This is a genomic window from Methylosinus sp. is20ea, from assembly GCF_059718135.1.
On sequence record NZ_AP046088.1, the window covers coordinates 3353578 to 3372309 of the forward strand.

At 65.5% G+C, this 18732-nt stretch carries 18 protein-coding genes; 14 read left to right on the top strand and 4 right to left on the bottom strand.

Annotated features, from left to right (window positions below; all coding sequences use genetic code 11):
• Positions 1-220 precede the first annotated feature (220 nt).
• A complete protein-coding gene (locus AC6IY7_RS15665; RefSeq protein ID WP_497780339.1) occupies positions 221-1966 on the bottom strand; it encodes a substrate-binding domain-containing protein in 1746 nt (581 codons plus the stop codon).
• Positions 1967-2298: 332 nt separating this feature from the next.
• Here AC6IY7_RS15665 and AC6IY7_RS15670 point away from each other — a divergent pair, with 332 nt between their 5' ends.
• Together AC6IY7_RS15670 and AC6IY7_RS15675 are read left to right on the top strand one after the other, a co-directional pair.
• Positions 2299-4542 carry a tetratricopeptide repeat protein gene (locus tag AC6IY7_RS15670; protein ID WP_497780340.1) on the top strand — a complete coding sequence of 748 codons (2244 nt, stop codon included), beginning with the start codon at positions 2299-2301 and terminating at the stop codon, positions 4540-4542.
• A gap of 28 nt (positions 4543-4570) precedes the next feature.
• A complete protein-coding gene (locus AC6IY7_RS15675) occupies positions 4571-5656 on the top strand; it encodes a tetratricopeptide repeat protein (protein WP_497780341.1) in 1086 nt (361 codons plus the stop codon).
• Here AC6IY7_RS15675 and AC6IY7_RS15680 read toward each other — a convergent pair.
• The 3 genes from AC6IY7_RS15680 to gspD all read right to left on the bottom strand — a co-directional run bounded on the left by AC6IY7_RS15680 (position 5651) and on the right by gspD (position 8889).
• Positions 5651-5833 carry a hypothetical protein gene (locus AC6IY7_RS15680; RefSeq protein ID WP_497780342.1) on the bottom strand — a complete coding sequence of 61 codons (183 nt, stop codon included), beginning with the start codon at positions 5831-5833 and terminating at the stop codon, positions 5651-5653. The two genes, AC6IY7_RS15675 and AC6IY7_RS15680, sit on opposite strands and share 6 nt — an antisense overlap.
• A 71-nt stretch (positions 5834-5904) precedes the next feature.
• Entirely contained in the window at positions 5905-6615 is a 711-nt protein-coding gene (locus AC6IY7_RS15685) for an RNA polymerase sigma factor (RefSeq protein ID WP_497780343.1), read from the bottom strand.
• A gap of 204 nt (positions 6616-6819) precedes the next feature.
• Entirely contained in the window at positions 6820-8889 is a 2070-nt protein-coding gene (gene gspD, locus AC6IY7_RS15690; protein WP_497780344.1) for a type II secretion system secretin GspD, read from the bottom strand.
• Positions 8890-9371: 482 nt separating this feature from the next.
• On the opposite strand from gspD, the gene AC6IY7_RS15695 reads away from it, so the two are divergent.
• From AC6IY7_RS15695 to AC6IY7_RS15750, 12 genes are all read left to right on the top strand, one after another.
• Positions 9372-11033 carry a GspE/PulE family protein gene (locus AC6IY7_RS15695; RefSeq protein WP_497780345.1) on the top strand — a complete coding sequence of 554 codons (1662 nt, stop codon included), beginning with the start codon at positions 9372-9374 and terminating at the stop codon, positions 11031-11033.
• 4 nt (positions 11034-11037) lie between these two features.
• The gene (locus tag AC6IY7_RS15700; RefSeq protein WP_497780346.1) at positions 11038-12243 is read left to right on the top strand and encodes a type II secretion system F family protein; all 1206 of its coding nucleotides are present in this window, start codon (positions 11038-11040) and stop codon (positions 12241-12243) included.
• Positions 12240-12725 (top strand): type II secretion system major pseudopilin GspG, encoded by a 486-nt coding sequence (gene gspG, locus AC6IY7_RS15705; RefSeq protein ID WP_026598264.1) that lies wholly within the window; start codon positions 12240-12242, stop codon positions 12723-12725. The genes AC6IY7_RS15700 and gspG overlap by 4 nt, the downstream gene beginning before the upstream one ends.
• Entirely contained in the window at positions 12712-13155 is a 444-nt protein-coding gene (locus AC6IY7_RS15710; RefSeq protein WP_497782859.1) for a prepilin-type N-terminal cleavage/methylation domain-containing protein, read from the top strand. The genes gspG and AC6IY7_RS15710 overlap by 14 nt, the downstream gene beginning before the upstream one ends.
• Positions 13145-13582, top strand: a complete 438-nt coding sequence (locus tag AC6IY7_RS15715) for a prepilin-type N-terminal cleavage/methylation domain-containing protein (protein WP_497780347.1) — start codon at positions 13145-13147, stop codon at positions 13580-13582. Before AC6IY7_RS15710 ends, AC6IY7_RS15715 begins: the two co-directional genes overlap by 11 nt.
• Positions 13583-13588: 6 nt before the next feature.
• Positions 13589-14380: a prepilin-type N-terminal cleavage/methylation domain-containing protein gene (locus AC6IY7_RS15720; RefSeq protein WP_497780348.1), complete on the top strand. Its 792-nt coding sequence runs from the start codon at positions 13589-13591 to the stop codon at positions 14378-14380.
• A complete protein-coding gene (locus AC6IY7_RS15725; RefSeq protein WP_497780349.1) occupies positions 14377-15330 on the top strand; it encodes a type II secretion system minor pseudopilin in 954 nt (317 codons plus the stop codon). Before AC6IY7_RS15720 ends, AC6IY7_RS15725 begins: the two co-directional genes overlap by 4 nt.
• A gap of 5 nt (positions 15331-15335) precedes the next feature.
• On the top strand, positions 15336-16379 hold the full coding sequence (locus AC6IY7_RS15730; RefSeq protein ID WP_497780350.1) for a PilN domain-containing protein: 1044 nt from the start codon (positions 15336-15338) through the stop codon (positions 16377-16379).
• A gap of 4 nt (positions 16380-16383) precedes the next feature.
• Complete coding sequence (gspM, locus tag AC6IY7_RS15735) at positions 16384-16935, top strand: type II secretion system protein GspM (protein WP_497780351.1); 552 nt, start codon at positions 16384-16386, stop codon at positions 16933-16935.
• Positions 16932-17390, top strand: coding sequence for a hypothetical protein (locus tag AC6IY7_RS15740; RefSeq protein ID WP_497780352.1), 459 nt, complete (start codon positions 16932-16934; stop codon positions 17388-17390). Before gspM ends, AC6IY7_RS15740 begins: the two co-directional genes overlap by 4 nt.
• Before the next feature lie 109 nt (positions 17391-17499).
• On the top strand, positions 17500-17958 hold the full coding sequence (locus AC6IY7_RS15745; protein WP_497780353.1) for a hypothetical protein: 459 nt from the start codon (positions 17500-17502) through the stop codon (positions 17956-17958).
• Complete coding sequence (locus tag AC6IY7_RS15750; RefSeq protein ID WP_497780354.1) at positions 17955-18695, top strand: lytic transglycosylase domain-containing protein; 741 nt, start codon at positions 17955-17957, stop codon at positions 18693-18695. Before AC6IY7_RS15745 ends, AC6IY7_RS15750 begins: the two co-directional genes overlap by 4 nt.
• The last annotated feature ends 37 nt before the right edge of the window (positions 18696-18732 follow it).

Genomic DNA, 18732 nt, shown 5'->3' on the forward strand with positions numbered 1-18732 from the left:
GCGCTCTCCTGCGTGATAATCGGCGATGGACCGAAATTGATTTTGCGCGTAGCGGCTTCTCTACGGTGTGTCGAGTCCCGGCGGTCGATGCGCCCGAGGGCTGCATCGGCTTGCCCGGATGATGGAAGCGCCATTCGCATGTTCAGAATATCGACGGCTTCAGGCGGCAACCGGGCGCGCCTTTCAGCGCGCCCGGCAGTTCGATCGTGATCGAAAGATTTTACTGGGCGCCGCCGGTCACGCCCGTGCAGCCGTTGGCCGGGCTCGCGCCATAGGCGGCGATCGCCGTCGAGCTGGCCGAGTTGAGATAAAAGCTGTTGATCGCCGAGGTCCAGCCCGCCGGCAGAGGCCCGAAGCCGTTGACGACGATGACATCCTCGGCGTTGCCGGCCGGGGACGACAGCTTGTAATGCCACTTCAGATAGCTCACGAGATCGGAGACGCGGGTCGCGGCGGAGACGCTGTCGCGGCCGACGCCATAGCAGCTATAGAAAAAGCCATGAGCCGTGCCGGTGAGCGGATAAGCGCCGTCGGCGGGCGCCAGCGGGAGTATGGAGCGACCGGTGATGTCGACCGAAGTTCCGCTGCCCGGCAGATAGGTCGTGGCCGGGAAGGTCTGAGCATAGACGTTCCAGGCGTTGAAGTCCGCGGTGGTAGGCACGGTGAGAGCCGCCCAAGCCGCTTCGGCGGCCAGCGGCGACGGTGCGGCGAAGTCGGACGGAACCGTCGTCCCGGTGGGCGTTTGGCCGGGGTGGGAAACCCCCTTGAAGCGCAGATAGTCGTTCTGCACATTGGCCGCGTAAGGGCTCGTCGTGGCCGTGTTGTTGGGCGCGACGAAGTCGCCGCTCAGATAGCCGATATAGCCGTATTGCGTCGAGCTGTTGCCGATCGCCGCCGCGACAGCGTCGCTGCCGTTGGCGCCGACGGTGTTGAGGGTGCGGCCATAGGCCGTGACCTTGTTGATGAGCTGCGTGAAGCTGTTGTTGGGCAGGGCGGTCGTCGAGAAGATCGACACATAGCCGTACGAGTTGCTCGGGTCGAGCAGCGGGCAGACCGTCTTCAGATAATTGGTGAAGATGAAGCTCGTGCCGCTGCCGTCCAAACGATAGACGATGGTGATCGGCGTGCTGGTGCTGGCGTAGGGGTAGAACGCGCCGCCGCCGGTGCCGGGGGTGCCGGCCGTGCTGGCGGCGCGCCAGGTGTTGGCGTCCGCGAAGCCTTCCGTGCCCGCCACACCGGTGCTCGAGAGCGTCGGGATGGTGGCGATGGAGTTCCAATCCGTCACCAGACCGGAGAAGATCGCGCAGATCTGCGCGGTCGAGAGCTGGATGCGGCCGCCGTACGGAGCAGGACTGGCGGGGAGCTGCGACTTGATCGTCCAGGTGGTGCCGCCAGCCACCGTGGTGCCCGTGCTCTGATCGACCGCCGGCAGATTGACGGCGACGGCGACCGGCGCCTCGAACAGCGGAAGCTGGATCGGCGCACCATAGCTCGCCGTGGGATAGCTCACCGGCGTGCTGGCCGTCGTCGTGGCGTGGACGCCGTCCCAGCTGTAGGTCGTGGTGGTGTAGCCGGTCGTGAAGTTCGCGGGCAGCGGCGAGTCGCTCGCGCCGAAATCGATGCGCGGATAGGGATAGGTGGAGAAGCCGAGGCTCGGGAAGATATAATCGGGGGGCGTGGCCGGAAGCAGGCCGGCGCCGAGGAAGCCCTGATACGGATCGTTGGAGATGAAGATGCGCTGGCCCGAGCCGCTGCCGATGGCGGCATAGAGCAGCAGGACACTCGAGGAGTTGTAGACGTAGAAATTGGAGCTGAGGTTGCGCTCGGCCAGCGAGGCGAGCGTGCTGCCGCCGCCGAAGATGCCGTCGGTGGCCTGGGCCGGTTGAGCGCCGATCAGGGCGATGGTCGAAAGCGCGAGAGCGGAGCTCCCGTTACGCAGAGCTTTGCTGAAAGAAAGAGCAGACATGTGCTTCTCCTAATGGATCATTGCGTAGGGCCGCGCGAAAGGGTCGGCCTCCTCGAAGGAGGCCGCCCGATCCCTGTTCAAAAATGACGTTCTTGTTACAGTTGTCCGACAAGTAGATGATATAGAGGCGCAGTGGATACTTAGTACGCCCGGCCTCTTTTCTCGTCCTTTGTCGCTATCGCGCCGCCTTACACCCTATAGACGGCCAAGGCCGGTCGATCGCGAAGAAAATAATTTGCGTATTTTTTGGCAAAAAGGAGTCGCGGCGAACGCGGAGCCTCTTTATATTTCGTCGGTCATTCGATTGATTGATCTCCCGGGAGATTTGTGAAATGGCCGAAACTCCAGGCTTTTTCCAGCCGCCGACCTATCGCGCGCAGGCGCGCATGGAGCTCGGCGCCTTTCGTCCCGTTACGCCCGCCGCCGGCAACGAGGTCGTCGCGCCGACGCCGCCCGCGCAGCTCGCGCGCGCGCGCAAGCAATATGCGCGCGGCGTCGAACATGCGCGCGCCGACCGCTGGCGCGAGGCTTTGCGCTTTTTCGAGGACGCCGCGCGCTGCGCGCCCGATCAGCCGAACTATCATTATGTGCATGGCGTCGCTCTATGTCGCCATGATCGCTTCGACGAGGCGATCGGCGCGTTTCAGCTCGAATTGGAAGTGACGCCGGAACATGCGCCCTCCTTGACCGAGATCGGCACTTGCCTCGCGCGGACGGGGCGCACCCGGCAGGGCATTCCCTTTTTGCAGAGGGGCCTCGCGCGAATTCCCCATCTGCCGCTGGCGCAATTCAGCCTCGGCCTCGCGCTGCTGACCGAGCGTCGGCCCAAGGACGCGATCATCGCCTTGAGTTCCGCGCTGACGTACGACGGCGCCTATGCGGACGCCTATCGCATGCGCGGCCTCGCCCTCACCATGGAGGGCGAACATGATAAGGCCGTCGACGATCTGCAAGCGGCCGCCGCGCTGGACAGCAAGAACCATCGCGCGCTGCTCGATCTCGGCATAAGCCTCGGCGCGAATGCGCGAGAGCAGCAGGCGGCGCGCCTGTTCGAGATGGCGGCGAAAGTGGCGCCGGATATCGCGCTGCCGCAATATGTCTATGGCAATTTCCTTATCAATCACCGTTTGTTCGAGGCCGGTCTCCGATATGTCGATCGCGCCATCGCGCTCGATCCTCTGCAAGCCGAGCCCTATGTCGGCCGCGGCTTCGGCCTGCTCGGACAGGGGCGCATCGACGAGGCGGTCGCCGCCTATCGGCGCGCCGGCGAGCTCAAGCCGGAAAGCGCCCAAGTCGCCGGCACGCTGCTGTTCGCTCTGCAGCATTATCCGGGCGTCACCAAGCTGGATTTGCTCGAGGCGCATAAGAGATGGGCGGCGCTCTACCGCCCGACGGCGCCGCGCGACAAGCTCGCCTTTCCCAATGATCCAGATACGACGCGCAAGCCGCGTATCGGCCTCGTCTCCGCCGACATGCACCGCCATGCGGCCGCCTTTCTCACGCTGCGCGCCTTCGAGCAGCTCGCGGCCCTCGGCTATGAGATTTTCTGCTACAAGACCGACAGGAAGCGCGAGGACGATGATTTCAGTGAGCGCTTCAAGGCCGCCGGAAAATTCTGGCGCGACGTCTCCGATCTCGACGATGCGGCTCTCGCAGCGCTGGTCGAGGAGCACAAAATCGACATTCTCTTCGATCTCGCCGGACATACCGCCGGCAATCGTCTCTCCGTCTTCGCGCAACGCGCGGCGCCGATTCAATTGAGCTGGGCCGGCTATGTCGGCACCATCGGTCTCGACACCTATGACGGCGTCATCGCCGACCCGGTCGAGATTCCGCCGCAGGACGACGAATTCTATGCGGAGCCGGTCATCCGCCTGCCCGATTGCTACGTCTGCTATCATCCGCCGAGCAATGCGCCGGATGTGGGGCCGCTTCCGGCGCTCGAGAAGGGCTCGATCACCTTCGGCTGCTTCAATCGCCCGGCCAAGATCAACTCCGAGGTCGGCCGCGCCTGGGCGCGCATCGTCAAGCAGCTTCCCGGTGCGCGCATCCTCATGGTCTATGGCGGTCTGAACGAGAGCGCCACGCAGAAGGCGCTCTACGACGTCCTCGAGAAGGGCGGCCTGTCGCGCGAGCATGTCGAGCTCGTCGGCGGCGCCGAGCAGCCCATATTGCTCGACGCCTATGCGAACAGGGTCGATCTGGCGCTCGATCCGTTTCCCTATTCCGGCGGCGTCACGACGCTCGAAGCCATGTGGATGGGCGTGCCGACGGTCACTTTCGTCGGCGACACTTTCGCCGGCCGCCATTCGGCGACGCATCTTTCGGCTGCGGGCCTCGCGGATTTCTGCACATATTCGATCGACGATTATGTGGCGCTCGCCGTCGATTGGGCGAAACGGCCGCAGGATCTCGCGGCCTTGCGCGCCGGCCTGCGCGACAAGGTCGCGGCCTCGCCGCTGAACGATCAGATCCGTTTCGGACAGAATCTCTCGAACGAATTGTCTCGTCTCTGGACGCAATGGTGCGATCGGCGTCGCGCGCGCGATGCTGCCGGCGCGGGAGCGGCCGCATGAGCGCGGTCGTGGCGAATCCGCTTTTTCAATGCAATCGAATCGTATTCGGGTGAACGACATGACGCAGCAGAATATTCCCGGCGCGCGGCATCCAGACTATATCCGCGCCATTCTCGATCGCGCCGTCAATATGATCGCAGAGGGCCGGCTGGAGAGCGCCGAGGTGCTTCTCGCGACATTGGGCGAAGAGCCGAGCACCCGCGAAGTGACGGCCCATCTGCGCGGCGTGATCGCGGCCAGACTCATGGAGAAGTCGGCGGCGCAGCTCTTCTTCAAAGCGGCTCTCGAGGCCAATCCGCGCAATGCGGAGGCGCATGCGCAGCTCGGTCTGCTGCTGCTCGATGATCGGCCGGCCGCGGCGGCAGCGGCTTTCGCGGCGGCGCTCGCGCTCGAGGCGCGCAATCCCGATTGGCATGTCGCGCTCGCCTCGGCCTTCCACCGTTTGGGCTTCGTCGATCGCGCGAAGGACAATCTCGCCGACGCGCTGGCGCTCTCGCCCGATCATGCGGAGGCTTCGACCCGCGCCGCGGCCATCGAGGCGGAGACGGAAGAGACGCGCGAGATCGAGGATCTGTCGCCCGAGGACGAGGCGATCCTCTGCGACGCGCTCTTCGCAGAGGGAACGCGGCGCCAGGGCGATGGCGATCTGGCGCGCGCCGCAGCAATTTTCGAGCGCGTCCTGAAGCGCGCGCCGATGCATGCTTTCGCTCTCTGCAATCTCGGCGCGCTCCGTCGCGTCTCGGGCGATCTGCGCCGATCCGAGGAACTGCTGGAGCAGGCGATCACGGCCGATCCGAAGCTCGTCCCCGCGCGTCTCACGCTCGCCGAGACCTATGTCGCCGCGGACCGCGAGCAGGAGGCGCGCGCGCAATTCGAGACGGCGATCGAGTTGGAGCCGCAGAACGCCGCCGCGCGCGCCGCCTATGCGATGGCCCTGCAAAGAATGGGCGCGCCGAAAGAATCGATCCCGCATTTTCACCACGCCATTCTCCTCGATCAGAATCGACCGGCCGAATTCTATGCGGCGCTCGGCGCGGCGCTCGAAGCCGTGGGCATGCGCGATCGTGCGGAAATCGCGCTCCGACACGCCGCCGCCTTGGCGCAGGCGTCATAGGGAGGCGCTCGGCGTCGGGCGAAGCGACTCGGGCAGCGCCAAAATGAGCAAGTGGAACGGGCGGGCGTCCTCGCAGGCGCATGTCCGCTCGAGGCCGCTCTTGTCCTCGAGATCGCGCATCTGCTCGAAAATCGGACGAAGGCCGTGCAACAGACGCGCGCCGGTTTTCTCTCCCATCTGTGCGAGCGCATCGGGAGCGGTGCGAGAACGATCGATCGACGATCGAAAGGCCGCCGCTCGACTCGCGCTCATGTGTCTTCGGGGCGTGTGCCTTGGAGGCATGTGTCTTGGGAGCATGTGTCTTGGGGACAAGAATCGCTGTCTTCGAGGCGAGAATCGCGCAAGTTCGAAGCGCCCCCGTCGTCGGGCCCTCTCGCCTCTTCGGCGTTTCCATTTACGTCACCGGGAAAACTGGGGGATATCCGGCTTCGTCGCGCTGGCATGCGTATGCCGATGTCGCGATCGAGCTGCTTCGCGCAATGGATCAGCGCCAGCTTCAATTCCGCTTGAATCGTGCGCTTCGTCACGCCGAAGCGCTTTGCGAGAGCGGAGGAAGGTATTTCGTCGATGGAGACAGCGAGCAATATGTCGCGGCGCCGCTGCGGCATTTCCATCATGCCGCGTTTCAGCGCCTCGATTTCGGAACGCGCCTCGACGATGCGCTCCGGATCCGGCGCGTCGTCGACAATATCCAGGAAGAATTCGGATTCCGGCGCGCCGCCGAGCAATTCGGCCCTGCGCCGATCCGCGGCGAGCCGCGTGGCGATGCGGAGAATATAGGCTTTCGGACGCTTGATCGGACCGATCTCTACGCTCGAATACAGCCGCAAGAACGTGTCCTGCAGGGCGTCCGCGGCCATATCCGTGGAGCCCAGTCGACGCGATAGGCGCCGCTTGAGATCTTCATATCCCGTGAGCAGCAAATTGATCAAAGTCGCGCGGCTGGTTTCGATCGTCATCGAACACGCTCCGCTTCCATCGGGGCTGCGAGCCTCGACGTCTCGAATATGCGCATGCGGATAGGTCGAGCGGATGACCCGGCAATGACAGGCGCGCGATTTTTGCCGATTTGATGGAATTTCGTTCGCGAGAACATGGCCGCCGTCGATACGACGGTGACGCGTCCGGCTCAGGGGGCGCCTCGGTCGGACGGAAGGCGGCGTTCATTTTCGGACGCGGCGCATGGGCGACGGCTCGGAGGCGGGCGCGACGGCCGCCACGCTGCGCATCGACTCGAGCCGCGAGCGGAATTCCTCCGAGACGCCTTGCGCGTCGAAACCGTTGCGAATGATCTGAGGTTTGACGAAGACGATGATCTCCTGCCGGCTCTTGGATTTGTCGGTGTTGCCGAACAGATCGCCGAGATAGGTGATGCGGCGCAGAATCGGGAGGCCGTCCAATGTGCTGTTATCCTGCTCGCTGATCATGCCTCCGAGCATCACCGTCTGGCCGCTCGTCACGGAAATGGTCGAATGCACGCGCCGTTGGGAGATGGTCGGCGTCAGGCTCGCGCTCGTCGCATTGGAAATTTCCTGCTCGACTTCGAGCTGGATCGTCCCATTGCCGTGGACATGCGGCCAGACCTTCAAGATCACGCCGGTGTCGCGCATCTGATAGGAATTGACGACGGTGTTGGCGTTCGTGAGGATATTCGCCGTACCGGTCGAGATCGGGATTTCCTGGCCCACCTGTAGAAGCGCTGGTTGATTGTCCGCGACGACGAGCGAGGGCGCCGACAGAACCTTGACGCTGGTGAGCGTCGAAAGCGCATTCAAAATGAGGTGAGGTCGCGCCTCCGGACCGAGCACCAGATTGAAGCCGGGAAGGACGCGCTGGAGGACGAGGTTCGACACGGCGCTCGCGGTGGACGTCGTGTCGGACGACGTCGATGTCGAGGCGGCGGACGCATTGGCCTGCGATGCATTGGCTCTGGTGGCGTTTCCGAGATAATATTGCACGCCATATTGCAGCTGGTCCGTCAGCGAGACTTCGGCGACCGTCGCCTCTATGGCCACCTGCATTTGTGGCCTGTCGAGTTCGTGCAGCGAGCGTTCGATGACACGATAGTCGTCCTGGTTGGAGTAGATGATAATCGAATTATTGCTGCTGTCGGCCGTGATGCGCACGTTTTGAAAGACGCCGCGGGGCAGGTTGCCGGGCGAGGAAGCGTCGCTTTTGGTCTCCGCGTCGGCCTCCTTCTTCTCGTTGAAATTCTCGAAGGAGGCGGCGATCTGGCCGCCGCTCTGGCCGGCGCCCGCGCCGCTGGCTTGGCGCGCGTTGGAACTGTTGGAATTGTTGCTGTTGCCGAAAGCGCTGCCTGAGGACACGGAGTCGAGCTTGGATTGAGCCGCGCTCGCGCCTGGCGCGATCTGGCTGGTCGCGGAATCGCTCGTCGTCGACCCGGCGCCCTTGCCAACGAAAATCTCATTGAGAATTTTGGCGATTTTGGCGGCGTTGCCATTTTCGAGACGATAGATGCGCACTGTCGTGCCCGTCATGTCCGAACGATCGAGACGCCGCACCCATAGCGTCACGCGCTCCAGAATTCGCGGACTCTGCGTCATCGCCATAACGGCGTTCATGCGCGAGATGGGCTGGAATTTCACCGTGCCGGCGCCTTGAGCGCCTTCCCCCGTCTCGAAAATCTGCTCGAGCTCGCGGACAAGCGTCGCCGGCGACGTCGATTTCAGGGGATAGACGCCGACGGATTGGTTGCGCATCCACTCGACGTCGAGGCCGGCGATCATGTTCAGCACCGCCTGTCGCTCATTCGTCGAGCCTTGCACCAGGATGAAATTGCGGGCCGCGTCGGCGCGGATCATGTTGGGGCGGCTCACGAAATTTTCTGCCGCCTTCATCAGGGCGGCTGCGGACGTATAGCGCAGCGGGACGATGGTGACGCCAAATCCCGGCTGATCCACGCCGAATGTGACCGGGCCCGAGCCATTGGCCTCGTTGATCGGCATGATGCGGATGATGTCATGGTCGCGCACGAGCGCCGCATTGGACATTCGCAGAGCGCTCTCCAATGCGGGCAGAACGTCCTTGCGCGCGATCGGCGCCGTCGCGAACAGCGTTATCGGCGTCGTGATGCGCGCATCGACGACGAAATTCAGTCCCAAAGCGTCGCCGAGCAGGGCCTTTGCGACAGTCTGGACATCGGCCTGATCGAAGTTGATCTCGACGCCGTCGCCACGTTCAGTCGCTCCGGAGGCCGGCGAAGCGGTCGCCATCGGCTCGGTAGCCTTGGTCGTTCCCTGTCGGGCTGGAAAGAGCATTGGTGGTTGTTGCGACTCTCGGCGAGAGTGATCGGCGAGAAGCGGAAAGCGCGCTGTCAAATCGGCAAATCGGATGGAGTCGACGCTGTCGCCCGGGCCGACGCTGGTCAATTGTTCGGGCGATGAGCAAGATTGCAGCAGGCCCTGCGAGATCGTCAGCGCCGCTGCGACCAACCAGCGCCGGGCCGCGGAAGAGAATGAACTGGCGCGCCGGCGCTTGGTACGACAAAACACAACGCGACTCCGATCAACAAATTCGATTACCAATAAACTTGCGCCTTCGCTGACGTCGCAGTGGAATCGCACGCTTGTGTGACAGAGGGGCAACGAAACCGTGGCTGGAGTCTGGCGTCTGATCGCGCGGCCGTCATGACGCCGTCAAAACCGGCGGCTCTACTCGAGAGGATTGCTCGATGCCCTGACTTCGGCGGTCTTTCATGTCTCAAAATGCATTTTTCGAACATCTTTCCCGAAAGGGCGTCGTGCGCGAGCCCGGAGCGCTCGAAAATGCGCGCGGTCGCGACATGGCCGGCGAGATCGACTGGGCGAGCCTCACCCGTTTGACGCCGTCCGATTTCGCTGACGAACTCGCGGATTTCTACGCCTGCGCGCGTATCAAGCGTGGCGAGCTCGCGGCTGATGACTTCGCCGGTGGGCGTCTCTCACGTCGCTTCTTGAAAGACGAGCGCCTCTTTCCCTTCGTGGACGACGACGGCTGTCTGCTGCTGGGCGTCGCCGCGCCAGTGGAGGCGGAGACACTGCTCGCCATCGAGACCGCGCTGGAGCGCAAGGCAAAAATCGCGGTGGCGACCGCAGACGAGATCGACGCCGCCCTCGCGGCGGCATGCGGGCAAGAGCAGGCGGCGCCCGCGACGGAGATCGCCGAGGCCGGCTCCGACGATCTCGACGATCTGCGCGATCTCGCGCGTGGCGCGCCCGTCGTGCGCGCTCTCGACGATCTGCTGCGACTCGCTGTAGAGCAGCGCGCCACGGATCTGCATATCGAGCCCTTCGCCGGAACGTTGCAGGCGCGATTGCGCATTGACGGCCTCTTGAAAGCGACGCCGGCGCCGCCGATGAGCATGGCCAAGGGGCTGCTCTCCCGCCTCAAGATCATGGCCGGACTCAACATCACGGAGCGGCGCCTGCCGCAAGACGGGCGGGCGCGCATCGTCGTCGCCGGCGCCGAGATCGATCTGCGCGTCGCGACGATGCCCAGCCTCTATGGAGAGGGCGCCGTCATCCGTCTGCTACGCAAGGGTTCGGGCGTCGTCGCGCTCGATCAGATCGGCTTGTCGCAGCGCGACGGCGATATCTTGAAACGAAATCTCCAGGCGCCATTCGGCATGATCATCGTGACCGGGCCGACCGGCTCCGGCAAGACGACGACGCTCGCCGCCTCGCTCGCCGAGATCAACGAGCCGACGCGGAAAATTCTGACGATCGAGGATCCGGTCGAATATCAGGTTCCCGGCGTCAATCAGACGCAGGTCCATCCCGGTATCGGGTTGACCTTCGCGATGGCGCTGCGCGCTTTTCTGCGCCAGGACCCCGACGTCATCATGGTCGGCGAGATGCGCGACGCCGAGACGGCGCATATCGGCGTCCACGCCGCGCTCACCGGCCATCTCGTGCTCACGACGCTGCACACCAATACGGCGGCGGGCGCGATCACCCGTCTCATCGACATGGGCGTCGAGAGCTTTCTGCTCGCCTCGAGCGTTCGCGCGATCATCGGCCAGCGCCTCGTGCGCATCCTCTGTCCAGATTGCAAGCAGTCACATGCGCTGACGGCGCAGGATATTGCGGAGGACGCGCGCTATGCCTCGCTCGGCTTCGTGGCAGGCGAGATGCTGCATCGCCCCAAGGGTTGCGAATGGTGCAATTACACTGGCTTCCGCGGCCGCCGTGGCGTGTTCGAGGTCATAGAGGCCTCCCCCACGCTGCGCGCGGCGATCGGACCCAAGACCGATGCGAGCGAGCTCGAGAAGGTCGCGCGTGGCGAAGGCATGACGTCCATGACACAAGACGGCGTCGCCAAATGCCGCGCTGGCCTCACCACGATCGACGAAGTCTTCCGCGTCACCATGAGCATGTGATCCTATGCCGCAGTTTCGTTATCGCGCAGTGACGCCGGCCGGCGAGGTGGTTTCGGGCGAAGTCGAGGCCCCGACTCGCGAGGAAGTTCTTCGTCGCATCGAATATCTCGGCCATATGCCCATAGAGGCAGAGCTCGCGGGCAAAGGCCGGGTCGGCGCGCTTTCGGGGAGCGTCCAACCGCCGCCGGCGCGCGACGTCACGATTTTCCTTCGGCAATTGGCGCTGCTGATCGGCTCTCGCCTGACTTTGGAAGCGGGGTTGCAAACGCTGGCGGAGGATGCGAGCAAGCCGATGATGCGTTTCGCCGAGGCGCTTCGCGCGACGATTTCCGCGGGCGATAGTTTCGCCGAGGCGCTCGAGCGTCATCCGGCGATCATCGAGCCGGCGTATGTCGCCATGGTGCGCGCCGGCGAGGCGTCGGGCCGGCTGGAGCCCGTGCTGCGCGCCATCGTCGAGGATCGCGCCCGCAAGGAGCTGCTCGGCGAGCGGATCAATTCCGCCATTCGCTATCCTTTGTTTCTCATCGGCTCGGCTGTTCTCATCCTGTTTTTTTTCCTGGTGTATGTCGTGCCGCAATTCGAGCCTGTCTTCAAAGACATCGGGGATCGTCTCAACGGCGGCGCGGCCTTTGTGCTGGCGGCTTCGGCGTGGCTGCACGCCAATCTCTATTCATTCCTCGCCGGCTGCGCGGCCTTGGCCTTTTTTCTCTGGCTGATCTTCAGCCGAAAAGAAGCGCGCGTCCAGTCGATCGCGGTTCTCGCGAGAGTGCCGGGCGTCGCCGGGCCGATGCGAGACGCACGTACGACGCGCCTCATCAGCGCTCTCGGTCTTCTCGTCGGCAATGGCGTCCCGCTGCCGACGGCGTTGAAAATCCTGCGCGACATCGTCGCGGATCCGGGGGCGATCACCGCGATCGACAAAGTGCTCGCGCAGGTGCGCAGCGGTCGGCGCTTCGCGGAGGCGCTCGCCGAGACGGACTTGCTGCCTTCGCTCGCCGTCAGAATGTTGCGCGTCGGCGAGGAGACGGGCGATCTCGCCTCGATCGCCGCCCATGCGGCGCAGTTCTATGAGCATAGGCTGAATCTCGGCCTCGACCGTCTCATGGGAGCGATCGGACCGATCGCTATTATTTTTGTCAGCGTCATCGTCGGCGCGCTCGTTGTTTCCATTATGAGCGCGCTTCTCAGCATAACGGAGCTCGCCCTATGAAGAGAATGTGTCCTCCCGAGCGCGCGGAACGCCTGCTTCGCGCTGCGAGTCCCGGCTATACTCTCGTCGAGATGCTCGTCGTGCTGACGATCATCAGCCTCATTCTCGGACTCGTCGGCCCGCGCGTGCTGAATTATCTCGGCGAGTCGCGGGTCAAGACGGCAAAGCTTCAGATCGAGAGCTTCGCCTCCGCGCTCGATCTCTTCTATATCGACGCCGGCCGCTATCCTTCCGCTTCCGAAGGGCTCGCCGCTCTCGTCCAGCGTCCGAGCGACGTCGACGTGTGGAGCGGGCCATATGTGAAAGGCGGGCGCGTTCCCAATGATCCCTGGGGCAAGCCCTATCAATATCGCTTCCCCGTCGACCATAATCCGCCTTACGAAATCATGTCCCTCGGCTCTGACGGTCAGGAGGGCGGCGTCGGAACCGCGGCCGATATTTCGAACATAGAACATCCCAATGTCGCCAATGCGGACCATTGAGCGACGGGCCGGTTTCACGCTGATCGAGATGATGGCGGTAATGATGATCATCGCCCTGATTTCGGCTCTCGCCGTGACGCTGGCGCCGGGGTCCGGCCGGGCGCGGCTGAAGGCGCTGGCGATCGACGTGGCGGCGCTGCTGCGGCGCGAGCGGCTCGGCGCGATGATGAGCGGCAGGCCCCGTCATGTGGCGCTGGACGGCGAGAAGCGCGCGTTGCTGGGCGAGAGCGGCGGCTCGGTGCGCGTCCCCGCCGATGTCGCAGTGGCGCTGCTCGGCGTCGACGGCGGCGCGGGCTCGTTGCGGCCGGTGGTCCGCTTCGAGCCGGATGGCGCGTCCACGGGAGCGGCGCTCGCCTTCGAGCGGGAAAGCGTACGCTATGAGGTGCGCATCGATTGGTTCACCGGAGGCGTATCGATCCATGCGCCGTGACGCGAAGCGCCGGCGCGCGGGCTTCACGCTCATCGAGGCGCTGGTCGCTCTCGCTGTGCTCGTCGCCTTCGCCGGCGCGCTCGGCCCGCATCTTTTTCAAGGGCGGCGCATTCTGGCGAGCGGCAAGGGGCGGGTGAATGCGGCGCTTCTGTTGCGCTCACTCATCGAGGCGCCTTTCGACCGCGAGGGCGGCGCAAAAACGCAGGATGGCGAGACCGGCGGCTTTCGCTGGCGGATCGCCGCAAAGCCGATCTTTCTCGACACGCCGGTCTTCGACGATCCGCCTCCTGGAAAGGACGAGAAAGCGAAGGAAAAGGACGAGAGTGACGCGCCGAAATGGGCGGCCTATCGGGTCGAGGCGCGCGTCTCCTGGGGCGAGGGCCAGTCGATCGCCGCCGAGACGATCCGTCTCGCAAAAGAGCGATAGGAGCACATGATGGCCAGAAACCGCTCGCTGGGCGAAAGAGGGTGTCGCGCCGGCTTCACCCTCGTGGAGACGTTGGCCGCGCTCGCCGTCGCCGCCGCGATCATCTTCGGAGCGGCGGCGCTCGTCCATCATGTCGCGCTCTATTTCGATCGCGGGGCGCTCGGCGTGAATGAGGCGGAGCGTTTCGCGCTGGCGATGGATCGTCTGTCGCGCGATTTCGGCGCCGCGCGCTTCGTCGCTGGGACCACGGAAAGGGACGAGCGGCCGCCCGACCGCGGATCGGCTCCGAAGGACAAGGAAAAAAGGGCGACGCCCGTCGCTTTCGAGGGAGGGCCGGGGCGCATCGTCTTCGTCACCGGGAGCGCCGTCGGCGCCCGCGCTGCGCGGGAGGAAGCGCTGACTCTCGAGGTCGAGCCGCTGCGCGACGGCGTGACGCGGCTGGTGCGCCGGCGCTCCGTCTGGCTCGGTCCGAGCGCCGGCCTTCTCGCCGAGGCGGCGGGAGACGCAGTGGTGCTGCTCGAAGGCCGATACGACATTTCATTCGACTTCGCGCGCATGGATGCGCGCGGCGCGCTCGCCTGGACCGACAGCTGGAAGGGGGAGACCGAATTGCCGCGCGTCGTGCGCTTGCGGCTCGCCGACCCGGTGACCGGCGCCGATCTCGCCGCCGGCGCGCAATTCGTCCTATGGGCCGACGCGCCCGCCGCCTGCGCGCGCGAGGGGGCCGACTGCATGCCAGGCAAGACCGCTGCGCCGAGCGAGAAGAAAGCTTCGGAACCGCCGAAGGAACCGACATGAGAAACGTCTCCCGCCTAGATCGGCGCCGCGGCGTGGTGCTCGTCGCCGTGCTGTGGACGATCGCGCTGCTTTCGACCCTCGCCATGGCGGCGGGGACGGGGTTTCGCGGTTTCGCCGGCGTTCTCGCCATCGATAGAGATCGCGTGCAGGCGGAGGCGCTGTTCACCGCGGGGTTGGAAGCCGGGGCGGACCTTCTCGCCAAATATCATGGGCGGCCGTTGACGCCGGTGGAGACGCGCATTTCCCTCGCGACCGGCATCGCGCGTGTGCGGCTCGGCGACGAGCTCGGCCGGATCGACATCAACAAGGCGCCGGTGGAGGTTTTCGCTTCGCTCTTCGCCGAGGTCGGCGCGTCCGACGCCGGTGAGGTCGCTCGCGCCATCGTGCTGTGGCGCGACGGTCAGGTGAAGACGGCCGCTCAGAAAGCGGCCGCCGAACCGCCGCCGCAGCAAGGCGAAAACCCCGGCGCGGCGAAGCCGCAGCCGGGCGAGAAGCCTCCGGAAAAGCGGGATTTGGAGCAGGTCTTCACCAATGTCGATCAATTGGCGCAGATCCCCGCCGTGACCTTGGCCTATGTGGGCCTCGTTGCTCCCTATGTGACCGTCTTCGGCGCCGAGACGGTGAACGCCGCGACGGCGCCGCCGCAGATTCTGCGCGCCTTGCCCGAGATGACCGAGGCCAAAGTCGAGCAGCTGCTCGAAGCGCGGAGCGTTTCTCCGATCGAGCCGGCGCGGATCGAGCAGATTCTCGGGCCGGCCGCCCGCTACGCCAAGCTCGCGACCCGTTCGGTGGCGCGGCTGCGGATCACGGTCGCCCTCGCGGATGGATATGCGGCGGCGGCGGAAGCGGTCATTGTCATATTGCCGAAGGATCGACAGCCTTATCGTGTGCTCTTCTTCGAGCAGAAGCCGACGCCGATCGACGCCGGCGAACGCCGGCTTTTCGAGTGAAATTCATGTTCGGCGCAGATTTCCTCATTCATTGGATCGACGTGCTGGCGCAGCTCGCCGAACGTCTGCACGAGATTTGGCGCGGTCGCGGAGCTCTTCTCGTTTCCCGCGAGACCGGCGGCTTTCGCCTTCGCTCCGGCGCGGATCCCGGCGCGCCGGTGTTCGTGGCCGCGGAGGCGGGGGCCTTTCCCGAGGAGACTCGACGCCGCGCGCGCAGAGAGATCGTGCTGCTCGAATGGCCGCAGGAGCGCATTGTGACGCGCCGCATCACGCTGCCGGAAAAGGCGCGGGAGTTCATGAGCGGCGTCGTCGACAATCGGCTCGATCGCCTGTCGCCCTGGCCGGTCGCGGAGATCGTCTACGGGCTCGCCGCCGCGCCCGGCGCGCAGAAGGGCAGCCTCGACGTGCGCGTCTCTATTGTTTCGCGCGGCGAGGTCGACGCGGCCTGCGCGGAGCTCGCCGCTCGCGGCCTCACGGTCGACAGGGTCGTCGCGACGCAGGGCGGCGAGGCTTCCGTGGTCCTGTGGTCCCGCAATATGCGGCAGGCGGCGCAGGGACGGGGGCGTCTGCGCCTCGCCATAGGCGGCGGCGTCGCCGCTTATGTGGCGATCTGCGCCATCGTGGGCCTCTGGGCTGCGATCTCCGCGGCCTCGCTGCAAGACGATAATGAAACGCTGACGGCGCGCGCGCGCGCGATGCAGAAGCAGGCGCGTGCCGGCGAGGACCCGCGGATCATAGCGGCGCTCCCCCTGCAGCAGCGCGCCTGGGCGCGCAAGGAAACGTCGATTTCCGCCGTTCATCTCCTCGAATCGCTATCGCGCAGCCTGCCGGACAGCGCTTATCTGACCGAGCTCCGGTTCGAGGCGGACAAGCTTCGGCTCATCGGCCTCGCCGAGGACACGCCGGCGCTGATCGCCGCATTCGAAGCCTCCGGGCCATTGTCGCAGGTGCGTTTCTCTGCGCCGACCACGCGGGGCCCCGACGGCAGGCTCTTCACATTCAGCATAGAGGCGCGTGTCGCGGCGCGCCTCACTCCAGCGGGAGGATGATGCGATGCGGCTCGATCTTCGGATAAATCGCGAAGAAGGCGCGGCGCTCGGCGCGCTGGCGGGGCTCGTCCTCGTCTGCGGGGGCGCGGCGCTGTTCGCGCTCGGGGGGCGTGGCGGCGCGGCCGAGGAGAACGCCCAGCGTCGCGACGCGCTGGCGCGGCTCGAAGCGGCGCAAAAGCGCGCCGGCGGCCCGGGAGACCGGGCCGTCGCGCCCGAGGCGGCGTTTCTCGCGGCGCCGACCGCGGCGCTCGCCGGCGCGCAATTGCAGGCCTATGTCACGCGCCTCGTCGCGGCCCAGCACGCCGCTCTGACCTCGTCCAACGCCCCGCCGCCGATGGGCAAGGAGGCGGCCGACGCCGTCCAATTGCAGGCGACCTTCGACATGGAGCTCTCGGCGCTGCAGGCGCTGCTCTATGAGCTGGAGGCGGGGACGCCTTATGTCTTCGTCGAGGCGTTCTCGCTCCAGCCGCTGGACGGGGCGCGACGCGGCGGCTCGCAGCCGCTTCTGCGCGTCACCTTGAACCTTCGCGCCCATTGGCGCCGGACGGCGTCATGAGACGCTCGCTGCTCGTCGCTCTAGCCCTTCTCGCCGCCTCGCATGTCCCCGCGCAGGAGACGCCGGCCCACGTCGACGCCAATCCGCTGGCGCGCCAGCCGCTCGAGCGTTTTGCCGCGACGCGCGATCGCCCGTTGTTCTCGCCGAGCCGCCGGCCGCCGCCGACTCCGACGGCGCATCGCGAGGCCGAGCCGCCGCCGCCCCCGCCCGAGCCGCCCGCCGTCGTGCTGCTCGGCGTGCTGACCGACGCGCAAGGAACGCGCGCTTTCATCCGGCCCAATCCGATGGACAAGGTTCGCGCCGCTCGCGTCGGTGACGATATAAATGGTTGGAAAATAACACGGATAGAACCGACGCGGATCATTTTTGGGCAGGATGAGCGCAGCAAGACATTCGCCATGTTCGAAACGAGGCGCGTCACGACGAAGACCGCGCGCACGAATGCACAGCGCTAAACTTTCGAAAGAATTTTTATGGTGACGCTTCGGGTTTGGCTCTCGCGCATCGTCTCGTGAATAGATCGCGCCCGCATGCGGGCATATTCACGAGACGACGAGAGTCGCAATGTCGCAACACAGACGATCGCCGCTCTATAGATTGACGGAAGCTCTCGCGAAACGGCTCGGACTCGGGATCCTCGCTACGAGCTTGCTCCACGGAGCCGTGCCGGCGCAGGCCGCCGCCTACCACTCGGCGGACGGCGCTCCCGCCGCATGGCGGGATTACGCATTGCTCGTCGGGCGCCGGGTTCAGGACTGGCTCGGCCAGGACAGCGAGCAGACCCGTCGGCTGCGAATGTCCCTGGAAGCGCACTCGCAGCAGAACGCCTCGCCGTCGACCATCGTGGCGCGTCTCTGGATTTTGGCGAACGGGACGGTCGAGCGCGTCGATTTGGAGGGATTCGATCCCGCGGATGCAGAGGCGTTGCGCGCGCTTTTGACGCGACAGGAGGTGGGCGCGCCGCCGCCGGCCGACATGGCGCAGCCGCTGCATTTGAAACTATCGCTGCAGGCGAAGAATTGAGCGGCGGGACGCATAGCCGGAGCGCGGCCGAAGCGCGCGCGGCTCGCCTGCTCGCCGCGGCGATGCTCGGCGCGCTCGCGGTCGCCTCGCCTCTCGCGGCCGAAGAGACGAGCGATCGAAGCTCGGCGAAGGCGCCGGAAGCGGCGGCGGCGCGGCCGGGCTCGCCAGCCGTCTATCGCGCGCTGGCCGAAAGCGAAGCGCGCCGCGCCGGAATGCCGGGCGAGATCGCCGACGCCGTCATGGCCGTCGAGAGCGGCTATGATCCCAGCGCCCTAGGCTCGGTCGGCGAGATCGGCCTCATGCAAGTGCTGCCCTCGACGGCGCGAGCGCTGGGATTTGAAGGTCGGATGGAGGGGCTCGCCGTTCCCGAGACCAATATTCGCTACGGCGTGAAATATCTCGCGGGCGCTTGGCGGCTCGCTGGCGGCGATCTCTGCACGGCGGTCATGAAATATCGCGCAGGCCATGGAGAGACGCGCTTTTCGCATCGCTCCGTCGATTATTGCCTCGCCGTGCGCGCCAAGCTCATGGCGCGCGGCTATCCGGTCGCCGGAATCGTGCCGATCGCCACTTTCGGCGACGCGGCGCCGTCTCGCCTCCGCTCGGCGCTCGTCGCCGAATGTCGTCGAAACTGTCTTGCGGCATCCCGCCGCGCCGAGCCCGATTTCGACGCGATCAACACGCGCCTCGATCATATCGTCATACAAGCGAACGCAAACGCCGTGCGGTTGCGGTGAGGCCTCTCGTCGGCGGCCGTGGCTACATATCAATCGT